Genomic DNA, 17459 nt, shown 5'->3' on the forward strand with positions numbered 1-17459 from the left:
GCTAGCGCATCGCCTGCCAGATGAAGATCAGGAGCATCATCAAGGCGAACAAGAGTTCGACCATCTGACCGAAGACGCAACCGACCAGATACTGTCTGCCGGAACGCAATGCCAGGCGCAGCCGGCGCTGACGCAGCAGTTCAACGATCAGCACGCCCAGCACGCCGCCCACCACGGCGCCGATCACCGAGCCGATCAGCGGTATGCCGAACGTCAGCAGTGCGCCGCCGGCGACGCCGCCGACGATGGCGCCAGCGACCGTCTTCCACGACGCGCTGCCGCGGCGGGTGAAGTAAGCCGTCATCGCCAGGTTGCTGCCCCAGGCGGCGACCACGATCAGCCCCATCGCAAGCAGCGCCGGCCAGCCGATGCGTTGGAACCCATCGCCAGAGGCCCACACCAGCGCGCCGATCCAAATCATCAACGGGCCGGGGAGCACAGGGATGAACACGCCGACGATGCCGATGGCGATCAGCGCGACGCCCAGCGCTTGTGCCGCATCCTGCGGGCTCAGCCAGAATAGGATCACAGGGCGAATATATCAGCGCGGGCTGCTCGCGGCTCGACGACCGCGTTCTCAACACAGCCCCTCGCGGTCGCTCCGTCCGCAAGCGAATCAATCCGTTCGACCCTCTTCCGCGCTCCAAATCCATACGAGCTCACCGGCGATCGCAATAACGCACTGCGACCGTGACGTGCGCAGCGCGCGATGCCGCTCACCGTCCTCTGCTGCAACACCCCTGGCAGGCGCGGCCTGCCTTCCAACCGCATTTCTGCTCTAGACAGCCTGGCAGGCTGTCCCACAACCGACAGGATTTCTGTCCTAGACAGCCTGGAAGGCTGTCCCACTATCGGGCGAATGCACCGGGCCGGTGGATCAGCGCGCGGAGAACCGGAAGACCGTCGTGGATGCAAAGCGCTCGCCCGGCCGCAGCACGACGCTCGGGAAGCCCGGCTGGTTGGGCGAATCGGGGAAGTGCTGCGTCTCCAGGCACAAGCCGGCGCGCCGGCCATAGACCCTTCCGCCCTTGCCGGCGATTGCGCCGGGAAGGAAGTTGCCGCTGTAGAACTGCATACCCGGCTCGGTGGTGTGCACCTCCAGCGTGCGGCCGCTCGACGGCTCATAAACGCGCGCAGCGAAGCGCAGTTCGCCCATTGCGCCGTTGATGACGAAGTTGTGGTCGTAGCCGCCGGCGCGGGCGATTTGTTCATGCGGGTCGTCAATCCGCGCGCCGATGCGCATCGGCTGCCGAAAATCCAGCGGCGTGCCCGCGACCGGTTGCAGCTCGCCGGTGGGGATGAGCGCCTCGTTCACCGGCGTGAAGCGGTCGGCGTTGATCATGATCTCGTGGCCGAGGATGTCCCCCTGGCCGGCGAGGTTAAAGTAGGTGTGGTTGGTGAGGTTGAGGATGGTGGGCTTGTCGGTGTGCGCCCGATAACCGATGCGCAGTGCGTTGTCGTGCGTCAGCGTGTAAGTCACCGTCACATGCAGGTTGCCCGGATAGTTCTCCTCGCCGTCCGGGCTGAGATAGGACAGCGCCAGGCTGACCGCGCCATCGCTGCTACCGACGGACGCGCGCCACAGCTTCTTGTCGAAGCCGGCCAGTCCGCCGTGCAGGTGATTCGGGCCGTTGTTCACGGCAAGCTGATACGTCAGGCCGTCCAGGGTGAAGCGCCCGCCGGCGATGCGGTTGGCAAAACGCCCTACGATGCAGCCAAAATACGGATGGCCGGCCAGATAGCCGTCCAGGTTATCGAACCCCAGCACTACGTCGTCGAGGTTGCCTGCGCGATCGGGGACGCGCAGCGCGGTGATGATGCCGCCATAGGTGATGATCTGCACGCTCATGCCGTTGCCGTTTTCGAGCGTGTACTGCTCGACTGCGGCGCCGTCGGGCAGGTGGCCGAAGCCATTGCTGCGAATGTTCATCGGTAACCCTGATCGTGATGGAATTTGCCGGTCGCTGCGACGGATGGGCTGCGCCCTACGCGCAAACGACCCGCAAACAGTGTACAACAATGCGCAATGCGCGGCCCCGCTCACGCGCGCGCGGCGGCCATGCCCTGGCGCAGGTCGAGCGCGATACGACCTTCTTGGGTCTGCAGAGTATGATTGACTTGCCCAGGCCAGAAGTGATTTCGGCGATTCGGCATGCCAGAGAAGCCGGCATCCGCACCATCATGATCACCGGCGACTATGCCATGACGGCGCGGGCCATTGCCCGGCAAATCGGTTTGCTGACAGAGGATGGACATCAAGCGGCCCACGGCGACCTGCTAACGTCGGCGACCCGCAACCCAGAGGTAGTGACCGGCACTGAGCTTGAGGCCATGTCAGATGATGCGCTGCGCGAGCAGGTGAAAACGACCAGCGTCTTCGCGCGCGTGGCGCCCGAGCACAAAGTGCGCATTGTCACAGCTGTGCGCAACAATAATCAGGTGGCAGCCATGACCGGCGACGGCGTGAACGACGCGCCGGCGCTAAAGCGGGCAGATATCGGCGTGGCCATGGGCATCACCGGCACCGACGTGAGCAAAGAGACCGCCGACATGGTGCTGACCGATGACAACTACGCCAGCATCGTCAGCGCTGTGGAACAGGGGCGCATTATCTACTCCAACATTCGCAAGTTTGTGTTCTATCTGCTGGGCTGCAATGTGGCCGAGATCTTCATCATCCTGGGCGCGACGGTGGCCGGCCTGCGCAGCCCGCTCACAGCCATTCAGTTGTTGTGGCTAAACCTGATGACGGATGGCGCGCCGGCACTGGCGCTGGGGCTGGAGAAAGGCGATCCAGATGTGATGAAGGTCCCGCCCCGGCCGGCCAAAGAGCCGATCATCAATCGGCGCATGGTGCTGGGCATGGCGACTCAGACTGTGGCACTGATGGTGGCTGTGCTGGGCGTCTACGCCATCGCGTTACAGATGTTCCCTGCGCAGGCCGAGACCATGGCGTTTGCGGCGCTGGCATTTGCCGAATTGCCATTGGCGTACACATCGCGCTCTGAGCGATACGCTGTCGCGCGCATCGGGCTGTTCTCCAATCGCGCAATGCAGTGGGCCGTGCTGGCGTCGATCGCCGGCCTGCTGGCGGTGATCTACATTCCATTTCTCAACCCAGTGTTCGACACGGCGCCGCTGACATGGCAACACTGGGCGCTGGTGCTGCCGGCCATCTTTGCGCCGGCCCTTGTGGCCGAGATCACGAAAGCGGTGGCGCGGAAGAAAGGTTGGCGCTGAGCGCCTCATGCGGGCCACGCGCAGCCTGACGACGGATGCGGTACAGAATTTCTTCGAGCAGCCTGCGGTTCTCGCGCACCCGATCGGCAATCACACCGGTGATGAGAAGCAGCAGACCAATCGCCAGCGAGATCGAGCCGACGATGAGGGACTGCACATTGCCGGGCAATTGCCAGCCCTGTTCGGCGAAGCGCAACAGCAGCCGCGCCAACAGGCCGGCGCCAACCAGCAGGAACGGCGCAGCCAATGCGCCAAACATCTTGATCGGCTCATAGGCAACGTAGGTGCGCAGCAGGATCATCGCCTGCTGGCTGATGAAATGTAGCGTGCCACGATGTAGACGAGACGGGCGCGGCGTGTGGCGCGCAGTGATGGGCACACTGGCGACGACCAGCCCCAGCTTGCCCGACTGAATCAGCGTCTGCACGGTGTACGAGAACTGGCTGGTGACAATGAGCCGCAGCGCCGCCTCGCGCGAGTAGGCGCGAAAGCCGGACACCGCATCGGGAATCGCAACACCCGACGCCTGCCACACCGTCCAGCTTCCCAGTTTCTGGAGCAGGCGCTTGGCCGGCGAAAAATGCTCCAGACCGCTCACCTGCCGGTCGCCGATGACCACATCGGCCTGCCCGCGTCGGATCGGCTCGATCAGGGCAGGGATGTCTTCGCCGCGATACTGGCCGTCTGCGTCAATGTTGACGATGATGTCTGCACCGCGCTCTAGGCAAACGTCCAGGCCGTCCTGGAATGAGCGCGCCAGACCTTTATTGCCCACATGCTGCACGATGAGATCGGCCCCCGCCTGAGCAGCTTCTTCAACAGTGTGGTCGGTCGAGCCATCGTTGACAACCAGCACCGACACCGACGCAATGCCGGGGATATCACGCGGAATGGTCCTGATGACATTGCCGATGGATTCTTCCTCATTCAAGGCGCAGATCTGCACGAACAGTCTGGGCGACTTGGGCGGCGGGCAAATCGACGTTGCGTCCATAGCCGCCCATTATAATCGGCCCACGACGAAATGCAACGATGAAGAACCCACGCGCATCGCTCATTCAGTACCAGCGGTCGAAGTACCTTACCCGCAACCCCATCTCGCGCCGGCTGATGCAGGGCTTTTTCGCTTCCCTGGCATCGTGCATCCGGCTGGTCCAGCGTGAGCGGGCGGTTCGGACAGTAGTGGAATTCGGATGTGGGGAAGGCGTGTCCACGGATGAATTGCGCGCCGCATTGCCCGATGCAACCGTGATCGGGTTCGACATCCACGCGCCATCGGTGGCAATCGCGGCGCAGTTTTGCGCGGGCGCAACCTTCATAGCTGGCGATGTCACCCGCGCGCCCTTGCACGACGCCTCGGCCGATCTGGTGGTCATGCTGGAGGTGCTGGAGCATTTGCCCGACCCCGCAGCAGCCTTGCGCGAGGCGGGGCGTGTCACACGGGGCTGGTGTGTTTTCAGCGTGCCACACGAGCCGATCTGGCGCATCTTGAACATGGCGCGTGGAGCATATTGGCGGGACTGGGGCAACACGCCCGGACACGTCAATCACTGGTCGCGTCGGGCATGGGTAGCGCTTCTGCAACAGCATTTTCAGGTGGCGCATCTGACGACACCCCAGCCGTGGCTGCTGGCGGTGTGCCGGACAAAGTAATCCAGGCTGATGACCAGAATGTCTAGTTCGCAAATCAGATCCGCCGGCGGCGCTCCAATCGTGCGCCAGGCGTGGGTGTGGCACGCAGCAGCGCTGGTCATTGCGCCGGCCCTGGCATGCCTGCAGACCTGGCCCATCGTGGCCGAGATCACCACCCGCGTGCCGGGCTGGCCGGGTGACAACCTTGAATACGTCTGGTTGGTGCATTGGCTGAAACAGGCGGCGACGGCCGGCGCATCGTATTTCTTTGACCCGCACTCCTACTATCCGCTGGGATATGACATGTCGGCCATCGAAACGACGCTGGCCAACACGGTGCTGGCGCTGCCGGTGGCGCTGCTGACAGGGCCGGTGGCGGCGTACAACGTTGTGCTGCTGGCATCCTTCGCGCTCACGTCCTATGCCACCTTTCTATGGATCCGCGCGATGACGAGCAACAATGTGGTCGCGCTGGCCTTCGGCCTGGCCAGCGCGTTCTTCCCCTATCGTCTGGCGCATCTGCCCGGTCACCTGCCACAGATGGCAACGCAGTGGATTCCTCTGTGCTTCTACGCGGTCGAACGTTACATACGCACACGACAAACGCGCTGGGCCGTCGGCGTGGGCGTGATGGTGGGGTTGAATGCGCTGTCGTCATGGTACACGCTGGTCTTTATCGCGCTGGGGCTGCCGGTGTATGTGCTGTTGCGCGCGCCTGGCCTCGTGAGACAGATTGTGCGAACGTCCGCCGCCCGCCGCGATGTGACCGCGGGCGTGGTGGCAGCGATCGCACTGATCGCACCGGTGGCCATGCCATACCTGCGCGCTCAAAGCAGTGAGGATCGCACGCGATCGGTGGCCGAGATCATGCACGGATCAATCAGCCTGCTGGAGTTTTTCACGCTCAGCACTCGACATCCGGTATGGGGTGAATGGGCTGCCACATATCTGCCGATTGCGCAACAGCAGAATATCGTGGAGCGGGTGGTGATGCCCGGCTATCTGATGCTGGCAATTGCCGGCGCCGGCCTGGCGATCAGCCGATCGCATCTGCGCCGGCGTCGCCGCATGATCTGGGCATTGTGCGGCCTGGCCGGCGTGGGAGTGATTGGGGCGATGGGGCCGGTGCTGGTGGATCACACCGGTAAGCCGGTGTGGGTCGCTGTGCCGGATTCCGTGATGAGTTGGCTGGAGCAGACAGGCGTTGTGGAAGTGGCCGGGCAATGGTTCGGGCCGGAGGTGGCAGCCGGCATGAGGGCCGGGCAGGGTGTGGTGGCGCCGCTGCCCTATGCGCTATTGCACCGCTTGCCGATCATCTCATCCATGCGGGCGGTGGGGCGGTTTGCCATTTGGTGTTAGGGTTGAGCGGCTCGTTCCCGCCGGCAGCCAGCATGGAACGGCGCGCTATCATCGAGCAACTGCCGGCGCCGGAGGCCGTGGAGGCGCTGTGCTCCTGGGGCGCGCGCTATATCGTGTTGAACATGCGCCAGATGACCGAGGACGAGCAAGCGCGCTGGATCAGCGCGATGGCGGCAATGGCAGCAGCCCGGGAACAGCCCGGCGTTGACGCCGCCCGCAAGGTGTATGTGCTGGACGGATGTCCATGACGCTGAGATGTGCGACTTGGCGTGGCCGGCCTAACGCAGCAATAAGGCTAAGAAATTACCCATGCTGTCACGTGTGATCAGAAACGAGTATCTCCAGGGAATCGGCGTATTGAGCGCCATCTGCCTTTTCTTTTTGAGCTGGCCGATTCTTAACTATCCAGACCACGTCTTGTCGCCGGTGGGCTTGTTGCAAAGCAATACGCTGACACGCCTCACCGAGAACCCGCCCTGGGTGAACCCTTATCTGGGCGATGTGGTGTACGTCATTCAACCCTGGCTGCTATACAACCGCGACAGCCTTCAGGCCGGCCAGTTGCCACTGTGGAATCCGTATAACGGAAACGGCGCGCCCCATCTGGCCAACTTTCAATCGGCTATCTTCTCGGTATTCACACTGCCGTTCTACGTTTTGGATTTCAAAGCGGCCGTGCTGGTCGCCTCATTTTTGGCGCTGTTGGGACACGGCTTCTTTGCCTTTGCTTTCTTGAAACAGCTTCGCCTGCATCAAGCGGCGGCACTTGCCGGGGCGGTCAGCTATCTGTTCGGCGGCTACCACGTCATTTGGCTGGGCTGGCTGCCGTTGGTTGGTTCGGGTGTAGCGTTGCCGGCAGCTCTGTTTTTTAGCCAGGCAATCTTTAATCGTCTGGAGGCCGCCGAGGAGAAAGAGAAGAAAGGCCTTTTCTGGCTGCTGGCCGGCTTTAGCGGCAGTCTGCTGGTTGGGTTGCTGGCCGGCCACCCGGAGACTTTTTACGCCGCCTTGGTGTTGACCGCAGCCTATGTCGCCTTTGGCCTAATTCGCCGGCTGAGGCATCTGGGCTGGAGCAGGCAGGCCGTGGTGAAAACGCTGGTGACGGGCGGTCAATTCACAGCAGCAGCGTTGATCGTCCCGCTTATTGCCGGCGCGCAGTTGCTGCCCTTTTTGGAATATCTGAGTCACAGCATGGGCAATCCGACCGGCAAATCACAGGTGGCGCTGCCACTCAGCATACTGCCGTTGTTGGTCTTCCCCAACCTCCTGGGCAACCCATCGGGGCCTTATCATCCGATCCTCCAGACCCAGGACGCGCTGTGGAATTTCCCGGAGAGCAACAGCCTATACCTGGGTGCAATCACATTACTGCTGGCGATAGCATCGCTGCCTCTGGCGCGCCGCAGTTGGCCGGCGCGATTTTTCGGGCTGGCCGCGTTGTTGTGGCTGGTGTATGTCTTTGACCTGTTCTCAACGCGGGCGTGGTTCAAGCTAATTCCAGGCGCATCTATCGTATTGCCGATCAGAACCTACGATATCTGGCTCTTCAGTGCAAGTTGCAGCGCTGCACTGTTCCTTGACCATGCACTGCATTCCAGAGCGGCTAGTCCCAAGTGGGCGATGGCCGTGATGGGAGCGGGAACAGCGCTGCTGGCGTCGGCCTGGCTGGGGGCAGTTACCTTGCTGCGCCAATTCGCCAACACAGCGCTCCAGAATGAGACTGCATTCGTGGAGCACAGCCTGACTCATCTGACTACCGTGAGCGTCTCATTTGTGCTGGGCATGACGCTTACGGCAGCCCTGTTTCTCATTTCCAGTCGTCGCTGGAAAGGGGTTGTGGCCAGCGCGCTGATTGCGCTCGTGTTCTATCAAGGCGGCTATGTATTCAAGCCATACAACCCAATTGCCAGAGAAGAGCTGTTCTATCCTCGCCCCGCAGCGTTACAGCGCTTGCAACGCGATGTCGGAGACGCAACGCTTGTAATCGTGGGGCAGGATACCATCCCGCCGAATGTCAATCTGGTCTACCGGCTGAGGATGCTCACGAACTATGATGGTTTCTGGGGACGCGCGCAGCGGCGGCTGTATCGTGTCCTGTTCGATGCGCCACCGAGCGCGTTGATCCCTTCTGGTCGGGCTGATCCACGCGCGCTGCAAATGTTCGGCGTGGAGTTCGTTGCGACCATCGGCGCAGAGAACTCAGAAATCGCCAATAGTCCCTATTTTGAATTGTTGTGGCAAGAAGGGCAGGTGCGCCTATATCGGTTTACCAAAAGCCTGACGCGCTATTTCACAGTAGATGATTTTGTGCCGGCCGCCGATCAGGCGCAAGCATGGCAGATCGCCCGATCGGCTGACTTCGACCCCGCACGCTTCGTACTTTTGATGGCCGATGAAGCGCCTGCTTTGTCCGGGGGCGCCGGACAAGCCGGCCCCGCGCGTCCGGCGCAAGTCATCGTTGACAGGGGAGACTACGTCCAGCTTAGAGCAACGCGCGACCGGCCGGGATACCTTGTCCTGGCCATGACCCACTATCCTGGCTGGAAAGCCAAAGTCAACGGCGAGATGCAGCCTGTGTTGCGCGCCAACTACACTTTCAGCGCCATACCGCTGCCGGCCGGCGAGAGCGTGATCGAGTTCTATTACGATCCAGATTCTTTCAAGACAGGGGTGGCCTTGAGCGTCCTCGGATTAGGGCTGGCCGGGGCGCTGGTTGTGTCGCAAGGGCTGCGTCGTCCCACTTCGAGGCCTTCATGACCCATCAGGACAACTGCGCCGGGTTGACGATTGTCATCGGGGGGGTGCATTCACATTCCGCGCTGAATGGCTGGCTGGATCAGATTCGCGTTGCGCTGCCGGGGGTCACAGGCCCATTGCAGCTTGTGGTGGTTGCTCCTCATGGCGACCGACGCGCCGAGCAGGCCGCTACCCAGTGCAGGGCAGAATTCGTGCACTAAGCCGCGATGTCCCCGGCTGCGCTGGCCCGCGTTGCCAGCGCGCGCGCGGCGCACCCATTTGTGTTGGCTTGTGTGGCGAGGGATAGCGTGTTGCCTCCTGTCGAGGTGATCGCGGCAATGTGGCGCAATCGCCATCGCGCTGATCTGGTGATCGCCGGTTGTTTTCCGAAGAGGGGTGTGATGGATCGGGCCGGCTTTCAAGGGCGGCTGCTCCGACGGGTGTTGAGTTTGCCTGTGCGAGATGTATTCAGCCCCTGGCGCTTGTACCGTCGAGATATGCTGACGGCGCTGCGCAGCCGGCTGCCACAGGAAAGTGGAGCGGCGGCGAATCTCGAACTGCTGTTGCACATTGCCGCAGAGGGTTATCAAGCGTATGAGATCAACGTTGCCGGGCAAGCGCCGGCCCGCGCGATGGAAGGGGGTTCTGCCTGGCCCAAGCTGCGGCATCTGGCGTCATTGTGGCAACGGCGCAACTCGATCCTATCGGCTGATTACGACGACCGCGCCTACGACAGCATCATCCCGCTACAGCGCTACTGGCAGCGTCAACGCTACCGCTTGATCACGGAGTTGATCGCAGGAGAGGGCGCCGTGCTCGATGTCGGGTGCGGCTCCAGCCGCATCCTCAGCGCCTTGCCGGAAGGCAGCATGGGCGTGGACATCCTGCTCCGCAAGCTGCGCTATGCGCGGCGCTTCAAGACGATGCTGATCCAGGCATCGGGCTTTCATCTGCCGGTGGCCGATGAGGCATTTCCCTGTGTTGTTTGCTCACAGGTGATCGAGCATGTGCCAAAGTCGTCACCAATTTTGAGCGAACTGTGTCGTGTGCTCAAGCCGGGCGGGCGTTTGGTGATCGGCACGCCGGATTATGCGCATTGGGAATGGCGCATCACCGAAAGGTTGTATGCGACCTTTGCGCCGGGCGGGTATGCCGATGAGCACATCGCGCATTACAGCCGGCAGGAACTGTTAGATTTCTTTGAGCCACGTGGATTTGCACACGAAGCGACACGCTACATCTTACGCGGCGAGCTGATCATGGCTTTTCGCAAGAGATGGACAGCAGACTGATGACTTGCGTTGACGATCATGAAGCAATCTGTTAAACCCGGGTCTGGTCACCGACTCAATTCAAGCAGAGGCCGCCTCTGGCTTGAACTGATGGGCGTTCTAGCGGCGCAGATACTCATTTTTGTCATTGTTACCTGGCCATTCGCGCTCTCGCCGCTCAGCCGCATCATCGGTTGGCCAGGCGATAATTTGCAGCATCTGTGGAGCCTGTGGTGGGCCAAACATGCCTGGCTCGATCTGGGCCAGTCCCTAGATAACGTCTCGGTGTTTTATTACCCCGTCGGGATGACTCATCCGCTAATGGGCACGACGGTATGGAATCAGTTCCTGCTGTTACCAATCACTGCGCTATTTGGCCCGATAGTTGCTTATAACACAGCGGTTGTACTGGCTTATGCGCTGACCGGCCTGACAACCTACGCACTGATCCGCTACCTGACACATAGCCCGGCTGGGGCGCTGTTCGGCAGTGTGGCATTCACGTTTTGCGCTGCGCGCATGAGCCACATCTACGGTCACTTGGCGAATATCACCATGTACTGGTTCCCCTTGGGCGCGCTGGCGTTATTGTGGTTTGGCGATAGACCGACCTGGCGTCGCGCTGTGCTAGCCAGCATCGTCCTATGGGCAGGCATGCTAGTCAACTTCAAATCAATCATCACCTTCATGCTACCGGTCAGTGTGGTGCTTGGCTTATGGCTCGTGAGCACAGCTCGGTCATCACACCAGAAGGCGCGATACGTCCTGCTACTCACCATGATTGCCGTTCTAGCAGCAGGTTTGTGGTTTCCCATTGGCGCGCCACTGCTCAGAACAGCCACCCAGGGCGATGGAGGATTTCTCCTCAACTTCGGAACCGAATCGAACAGCGCAAGCCTGCTTGGCTTCCTGGCGCCCTCCTGGCGCAATCCATTCGTCCCTGCTGGGACAGGGGCAGCCGAGTTCCTTAAAAAAGTCAATGGATTCTTCTGGGTCGAGGCTTTGGTCTATGTCGGTATCTCAACATTAATATTGTCAGTCATTGGCGCGCGCAGAGCAGGCAAGCGGGCCGTCCCCTGGCTCATCTTGATAGCCGGGTGTGGCATCCTGGCTCTGGGGCCATTTTTGAAGATCGCCGGCGAGCCGGTCATGTTACAGATTGAAGGGACGCAACACAAGGCTGCACTGCCATGGGCCTACCTGGCGCAGTTGCCGGTGCTCAATTTGCTTCGCACGCCCGGCCGCTTTGCGCAGCCCATGATGTTGGGAATGGCTGTGCTGGCCGGCTTTGGCGCAGCCTGGATGTATGCGCGCTTGAAAAGGTGGCCGGTGGCTCGGCTGGCAACGCTGGGCATGTTGGCTTTTGTCACCGCCTTTGAAGGCGTGGTGGTTTTTCCAACGCAGACGTTTGGCCCGTCAGTCCCGCCATTCTTTCAGCAAATTGCTCAAGGTGGCAAGCCAGGCGCACTGCTGACATACCCCTCTTTGAATCCGCAGAATCCAGGCACGTTCGAGTGGCTTGGCACAGAGTTGCAGATGCTGCATCAGACGACACACCAACGGCCAATCACCTCCGGTTACATTTGGCGGGTAGACGACACCGTGTATGGGACGATAAGTCAGTTGGAAAACGCCATTGATCCGGCGCCAGGACGCGACATATTTCCGAAGCCGGACGATCTACCAGCCTATCTACGCCCGCTGGGGTTCGCGTATGTGGTGATCTACAAGCACCACAGGCGTCAAGGCTTAGCATCAGCTACGCGCTTGAACGGCGCACCACCCGAGGACATCGCGCGCATTCGCCCTTACCTGACCGAAAAGCTAGGAGCGCCGATCTACGAAGATGAAGAGATACTGGCTTTCGAGGTCCCTGATACTGCTGCTCACACTGTCTTCCTGGCAACCCAACACGGATGGTATGGTGTGGAAAGGCGGGCTGAGGGCAACGCGCGACGCTGGATGAGCGATCAGGCCGGCCTTTACGTGCGCGCGCCGCTCAGCACGACCATGCGCCTGGAACTGGAATACACACCTTTTGCGCCGACCTACACCCTACAGCTTGCCTATGGCGATCTTCCGATTGGGTTATCCACACATATAGCCTCAGACGGCCAGTTGATCGCACGCAGCGAACCCTTTGTGGTCGGCCCCGGCCAGACCTCCATCCGCCTGACTGCCACATCCGGCTGTTCACCTATTGACCCGGCTGGCGCCAGGGTGAAACGCTGCGCGGCGTTTTACGTTTCGAGGATCGCGTTAGTTCCTCAGCCATAGCTGCGCCGACCAGCTCAAGTGCAATCACAGTTGCGGCGGCGCAGAGGAGGAAGGGGTTACAACAGGCGCCTGACTTTGCGACGGGAGCGCGACAGCACCAAAGGCCGGATAGCCATATTTGCGTAACAACGGAAACGTGAGCACAGTGACGATCGCAGCGTCCAGACGCCCAAGCTGGTTTTGCCACTCCGCATCCATGCGCAGGCGGACGCGACCGGTCTGAAACCGATTGGCATTGCCAGCGATGATGTGATGGCTGCGAATGTCAAGCACGTCGTCGCCGACCAGGGGAGGAACAGCTTGCGGCTCGCCGGCAAGATCGAGCATGGCCTGAAAAGTATGGCGAGGATGGGCGACAAAGTCCTCATAACGGATCAGGCGATAGTGCGCCGTATTCCGTTCCCACAGCAGATCGGCCAAGCCATTCAGGACATTCCATGCAGCAGCGCTGCGCGGCGCAGTATGGCGCTCCATGTATCGCATCCCTTTTGCGGTCGGATAAGACTTGACCCGCTGCCACGAATAAGCCACTGCCCGCGCATCGCGCACCAGATGGACAACGCGCATATCCAGAGACGGGGCAAGGCGGAGCAGATAGGAATAGGTCGGGTACTTGGATGTGTCCACGATGACGTTGCAGCCGGTATGCCGCTGAATCACGTGATACAGCCGCTCGGTCAGGGACACGTAATCCTGCACAGCGGCCGGCAACTCACTCAGCGACTGCGCAGCGAGCAGCCGGGGCAGTCCGTAGAGGCGAACCACACTGTTACGGGCACGGCGAATGCGCCGCGCCAGATGCGCATCATAGTCGCCGATCACCTCTCTGAAGACGCCGGCCCAATGCGAACAGCTCAAAATCGGATCGCCGCAACTGCAATGCTCATTAACCAGCCAGTCCTTGTCCCAGATGCGCTGCATCTCGCCTGCGCAAAAAAAGCCATCTATCTGACCCAGAGCAGCGCCCAATATGGTGCTGCCGCTGCGCGAACTGCCGGTGATGCACAGAACTTTCAGACGCTCAGCCATGATGCCTTCGTTCAAATCCAGGCCGGCGCTCTATCTGAGCACGACAGGGCACCGACTTATCTGGCGTTACAATGCGCGCCATTATTCCAAAACGAGGTACATTCTAGCATTCCCTTCATCACAGCTCACACCCACCCTTCAAGGTTACAATCAATCAGACATCCCCACACGACTATGTCATCCAGGTTGGCCAATCACACAGCGTCTTCATCAGCGGCACCCCCTCATAGGAGATCGACGCTGTCTCGGCATCAGATCGGATGGCTCATCCTCATCTCAGCAGCCTACTTGATCAAACTGACGTTAATGCCGATCACCAGCCAGAATGATTTGTTGCTGAATGCATGGCAATCACACCACATTAACCAGGGACACTGGAACAATTATGCGCACATCACCGAGCTATACAAAGCGCGCAACTTCGTCAGCCCACATCCGGCGGCTCCATATCCGTATGGCTTCTATGCGTTGACTGCAGCCTGGCTGGAAACGTTACGGCTTGTCGGTTTAATTAGCTACGAAGGCTGGACGACGCAATGGGCTATTACCAACCAGGCATTGTGGTTCCTGCTATTAAAGCTACCTTACCTGGCAGCAGACATCGTGATTGGGGTATTGTTGTTCAAGTCGGCACGCGCTAGATATGGCCCGCTGGCCTGGGCCACTTGGGCCTGGTCGGGGTCGGCCGCCTATCTACTGTTGATGGGCCAGAACGACCTATATCCCACACTGTTTACGGTATCGGCGACCGTGCTGGGCGCGCAGTCGATTCGCGCCCGGCGCGCCGGCCGCACGCATAGCTTTGCTCTGTCTGTTGCCAGCGTGATCATGCTAGGAATCGGCGCTACCTTTAAAATCATCCCTCTGGCGCTGGTTGCGCCGTTCGCCTTAACGCTAACCCCACACTGGCGACACAGGGCACTGCTCGTCAGCATTCCCGCGCTGATCTTTGGCGCAAGCGCTCTGCCGTTCTTGTCCACGCCGGCGTTTGTCAACGGTGTGCTCTTCAACTGGGAAGGCGTCCGGTTATTCTCTGCGATACAGATTTTTGCCAACCCTGTCTCGCTGTTTGTCATGTCCTATGTGGCGCTGCTGGTTTTTCTCATCTGTCGGCCATACGCTTTCACGCGCCCGCGCGATCTCTGGCTGATTGGCGCAGCAGTGTTCAGCAGCCTGTTTTTGTTTTCCTGGTCGCAGTTCTACTGGGCGGTATGGCTCACACCGTTCATCGTGGCCTTGATCGCCATTGACACACGACGTGCTCGCTATTGGGCCGTGCTGTGGCTTATCCTGGAGATTGCTTTCAGCATCTTGTTGTTCAACCGACATCGAGACTTCAATATCGGCCTGCTGGCCGCTATGTCGCTACTTTTCCGATTTGCACAACTGGACACTGTGGTTGCCTTGTTTGCACCTGCGGTCGCACAGCCGCTGGAGATCCTGTGGACGGTGACGCGAACAGCGCAGAGCGCAGCGTGGCTGCTCATCCTGGCCGGGGCTATTGGATTGCTGCTTGCTGGCCGGCGCGCAGCGCCGAAGCGGCGTGTACGCGCTTTGGGGCCTACACGCCCTCACCAGGCATTGCAGCAACCCGTGCCGGCTCGGTGGGCAGTCATATTGCTCCTGCCGGCCATTGCTGCTGCGCTGGGCGCAGCAGGTGTGTTCACTTTATCCCGCAACGCATCCGTTCGTGAATTCCAGCGCGCACCCATCGGCCAGCTCACACTGACGGCTGACACGCCGGCATTCAGTCAGACAATGGCCCCACTAGTGGAAGATGTTACCGGCCTGCTGCTCGATGTGTCTCTTTCAGAGAGTATCAAACCGCCCGCCAAGATGGAACTCTGTGCTCAACCAGCATCTGCTGCCCATTCACCGATATGCACGTACGGGAGCCTGATTCAGACGCCACAGTTCCAGGGGTACGGATTTATTCTTTCACCCCCCTTACCGACGTTTTCGCAGCCTTACACGCTGACATTCCGGCTTGTGGATCCAGCCACAGATGCGCGTGTTTCAACAGTCATTGTGTCAGCCCCTCAAACGGCTCAGGGCGTTCTTTATAACATTCACTATGCTGAACAGGCGCAGAACGGCCTGGCCGCGCTCACAGTTCTGCGAGCCTTTGACACCGGGGCGGCATTCAGCGCGATGGCCGACCGGCTCGGCGCAGATTGGCGGCTGTTTGTTCTCTGGGGCCTGTGCCTGATTTTATGCCTGCTAATTCACGTCGCCAGCACAGGGCACCGCACGCCAGGCATCTGATGCGCCGCAGCAGCCATAGGCTCTATGCATAAGCTCACGCGACTGCTTGTCATCTACCCGGCCCTCTTGCGCGCCTACTGGGAGCGCGCGGTAGCCTACCGCGCCGTGTTCGCCGTATCGCTGCTCAACGCCATCTTCCCGCTGGTGATGATGGCGATCTGGATCGGCATGGCGCAGGACGGGCCGGTGGCCGGTTTCAGCGCGCCTGACTTCGCCGGCTACTACCTGGCTGCCGTCCTGGTCCGTCGCCTCACCGGCGTCGGCATCGTGCAAGACGCAGAGCGATTGGTGAGGAGCGGTGAATTGTCCGTCTATTTGTTTCGCCCGCTGGACGTGGTGCATCACTTCTTCGCGCGCGTCTTGACCGGGCGAGTTGTGGTGACGCCTATGTTGTTGGCGCCGGTGGCGCTGGCCATCCTGGCGATTCCCGGCCCCCAATTTGACCTGCGCCCGGCTACGCTGATGCGCTTCGCCCTCAGTTGTGGGATTGGGCTGCTCTTTGAGTTCTACGCCCAGTGGCTGCTCGCCGGCCTGGCCTTTTGGATCGTGCAAACGCAGGGCATCGCGGCGGCTTACCAGTTCGTCAAGGCATTCTTGGGCGGCTACATCGTGCCGCTCGCGCTGTTCCCGCCTGCCGTGTCCGGCTTGCTCACCTGGCTGCCCTTTCAGAGCAGCGTGGCGCTGCCGGTGGAAATCCTGACCGGCCGGCTGAGCGCAGAACAGAGCTTCCTGCGGTTGGCGATTGGCGCAGGCTGGGTCGCGCTGATCGCGCTTGGTGCGCGCTTGCTCTGGCGCGCCGGCCTGCGCGGCTATAGCGCGGTTGGGGGCTGACTATGCGCACGATTCCACACACCATTGCGCGTTACGTCGGCCTGCTGAAGCTGTTTGCGCACAACAGCGTGCTGACTAACCTGGAATACCGCGTCAACTTCGCCGGCGCGCTGCTCATGTCGCTGCTCGACGCGCTGTGGGCTGTGGGCGGGGCGGTGTTGTTCTACAGCCATCGCGCCACCCTCGGCGGCTGGACCTTCCCAGAAGCACTGGTCGTGGTCGGCATGTTTTTCATCGCCTCTGGCTTTTTGGATGCCTTCTTGCAACCCAACCTGCGCGACGTGATCGAAGCCGTGCGCACTGGCGCGATGGACTATGTGCTGATCAAGCCCATCAGTCCGATGTTCCACGCAACCCTGCGCCGCTTTCGGCTGGAGAAGCTGTCCAGTTTGGGGGTTGGGCTGGCGTTGATCGGGTATGCACTGGCCCAATTGCGCTTATGGCCCGGAACAGAGCGATGGATCGCCTTTCTGGGCCTGGGGTTGGCCGCGCTGATTTTGCTTTACGCCTTGATGGCCATGTTGACTGCGTTATGCTTCTGGGTGGTGGATATTGCCAACATCGAGGAGTTGGTGTTCGGCGTGCTGGACGTGGCGCGCTTCCCCGCGCAGGCCTTCCCCGAGCCGGTGCGCGGGATCATCTCGCTGGTGATTCCGATCGCCTTCGTCAGCACTGTGCCGGCTGAAGCGTTGCTGGGACGCCTCACGCCGGCAATGGCGCTCTACGGACTAGCGTGGGCCGGCGCCGCGCTCTTGCTGAGCGTGCTCGTCTGGCGAGCCGCCGTGTCGCGCTACACCAGCGCCAGCAGCTAACTCTGGTGCA

15 protein-coding genes are annotated in these 17459 nt (G+C 60.9%); 11 read left to right on the forward strand and 4 right to left on the reverse strand.

What is annotated here, in order from left to right:
* Nucleotide 1: 1 nt before the first annotated feature.
* Entirely contained in the window at nucleotides 2-529 is a 528-nt protein-coding gene (locus GXH28_RS01540) for a DUF456 domain-containing protein (protein ID WP_169237248.1), read from the reverse strand.
* A 348-nt stretch (nucleotides 530-877) separates the two neighbouring features.
* Complete coding sequence (locus GXH28_RS01545) at nucleotides 878-1930, reverse strand: aldose epimerase family protein (RefSeq protein ID WP_169237249.1); 1053 nt, start codon at nucleotides 1928-1930, stop codon at nucleotides 878-880.
* Between the two features lie 89 nt (nucleotides 1931-2019).
* On the opposite strand from GXH28_RS01545, the gene GXH28_RS01550 reads away from it, so the two are divergent.
* Complete coding sequence (locus tag GXH28_RS01550) at nucleotides 2020-3240, forward strand: cation-translocating P-type ATPase (protein ID WP_304515787.1); 1221 nt, start codon at nucleotides 2020-2022, stop codon at nucleotides 3238-3240.
* On the opposite strand, the gene GXH28_RS01555 is transcribed toward GXH28_RS01550, so the two are convergent.
* On the reverse strand, nucleotides 3203-4234 hold the full coding sequence (locus GXH28_RS01555) for a glycosyltransferase family 2 protein (RefSeq protein WP_169237251.1): 1032 nt from the start codon (nucleotides 4232-4234) through the stop codon (nucleotides 3203-3205). The genes GXH28_RS01550 and GXH28_RS01555 overlap by 38 nt on opposite strands.
* 38 nt (nucleotides 4235-4272) lie before the next feature.
* On the opposite strand from GXH28_RS01555, the gene GXH28_RS01560 reads away from it, so the two are divergent.
* The 7 genes from GXH28_RS01560 (at nucleotide 4273) to GXH28_RS01590 (ending at nucleotide 12512) form a co-directional block, all read left to right on the forward strand.
* Entirely contained in the window at nucleotides 4273-4893 is a 621-nt protein-coding gene (locus GXH28_RS01560; protein WP_169237252.1) for a class I SAM-dependent methyltransferase, read from the forward strand.
* Nucleotides 4894-4911: 18 nt separating this feature from the next.
* Nucleotides 4912-6231 (forward strand): hypothetical protein, encoded by a 1320-nt coding sequence (locus GXH28_RS01565; RefSeq protein ID WP_169237253.1) that lies wholly within the window; start codon nucleotides 4912-4914, stop codon nucleotides 6229-6231.
* A gap of 2 nt (nucleotides 6232-6233) precedes the next feature.
* Entirely contained in the window at nucleotides 6234-6479 is a 246-nt protein-coding gene (locus GXH28_RS01570; RefSeq protein ID WP_169237254.1) for a hypothetical protein, read from the forward strand.
* A gap of 73 nt (nucleotides 6480-6552) precedes the next feature.
* Nucleotides 6553-8985: a YfhO family protein gene (locus GXH28_RS16765; RefSeq protein ID WP_169237255.1), complete on the forward strand. Its 2433-nt coding sequence runs from the start codon at nucleotides 6553-6555 to the stop codon at nucleotides 8983-8985.
* On the forward strand, nucleotides 8982-9185 hold the full coding sequence (locus GXH28_RS01580; protein ID WP_169237256.1) for a hypothetical protein: 204 nt from the start codon (nucleotides 8982-8984) through the stop codon (nucleotides 9183-9185). Before GXH28_RS16765 ends, GXH28_RS01580 begins: the two co-directional genes overlap by 4 nt.
* Before the next feature lie 6 nt (nucleotides 9186-9191).
* On the forward strand, nucleotides 9192-10256 hold the full coding sequence (locus tag GXH28_RS16135; protein ID WP_240550110.1) for a class I SAM-dependent methyltransferase: 1065 nt from the start codon (nucleotides 9192-9194) through the stop codon (nucleotides 10254-10256).
* Between the two features lie 18 nt (nucleotides 10257-10274).
* Nucleotides 10275-12512 (forward strand): hypothetical protein, encoded by a 2238-nt coding sequence (locus tag GXH28_RS01590; RefSeq protein WP_169237257.1) that lies wholly within the window; start codon nucleotides 10275-10277, stop codon nucleotides 12510-12512.
* 24 nt (nucleotides 12513-12536) lie between these two features.
* On the opposite strand, the gene GXH28_RS01595 is transcribed toward GXH28_RS01590, so the two are convergent.
* Nucleotides 12537-13481, reverse strand: coding sequence for a sulfotransferase (locus tag GXH28_RS01595; RefSeq protein WP_240550122.1), 945 nt, complete (start codon nucleotides 13479-13481; stop codon nucleotides 12537-12539).
* Between GXH28_RS01595 and GXH28_RS16140 the strand changes: the two genes are divergently transcribed.
* Genes GXH28_RS16140 through GXH28_RS01605 form a run of 3 tightly spaced genes read left to right on the forward strand, consistent with a single transcriptional unit; the run spans nucleotide 13392 to nucleotide 17449 of the window.
* Nucleotides 13392-15806, forward strand: coding sequence for a glycosyltransferase family 87 protein (locus GXH28_RS16140; RefSeq protein ID WP_240550111.1), 2415 nt, complete (start codon nucleotides 13392-13394; stop codon nucleotides 15804-15806). The genes GXH28_RS01595 and GXH28_RS16140 overlap by 90 nt on opposite strands.
* Before the next feature lie 24 nt (nucleotides 15807-15830).
* Nucleotides 15831-16637 (forward strand): ABC transporter permease, encoded by an 807-nt coding sequence (locus tag GXH28_RS01600; RefSeq protein WP_169237259.1) that lies wholly within the window; start codon nucleotides 15831-15833, stop codon nucleotides 16635-16637.
* A gap of 2 nt (nucleotides 16638-16639) precedes the next feature.
* Complete coding sequence (locus GXH28_RS01605; protein WP_169237260.1) at nucleotides 16640-17449, forward strand: ABC transporter permease; 810 nt, start codon at nucleotides 16640-16642, stop codon at nucleotides 17447-17449.
* The last annotated feature ends 10 nt before the right edge of the window (nucleotides 17450-17459 follow it).

Origin of the sequence: Candidatus Roseilinea sp. NK_OTU-006 (assembly GCF_012931985.1) — a bacterium.
Classification (GTDB): Bacteria; Chloroflexota; Anaerolineae; order J036; family Brachytrichaceae; genus JAAFGM01.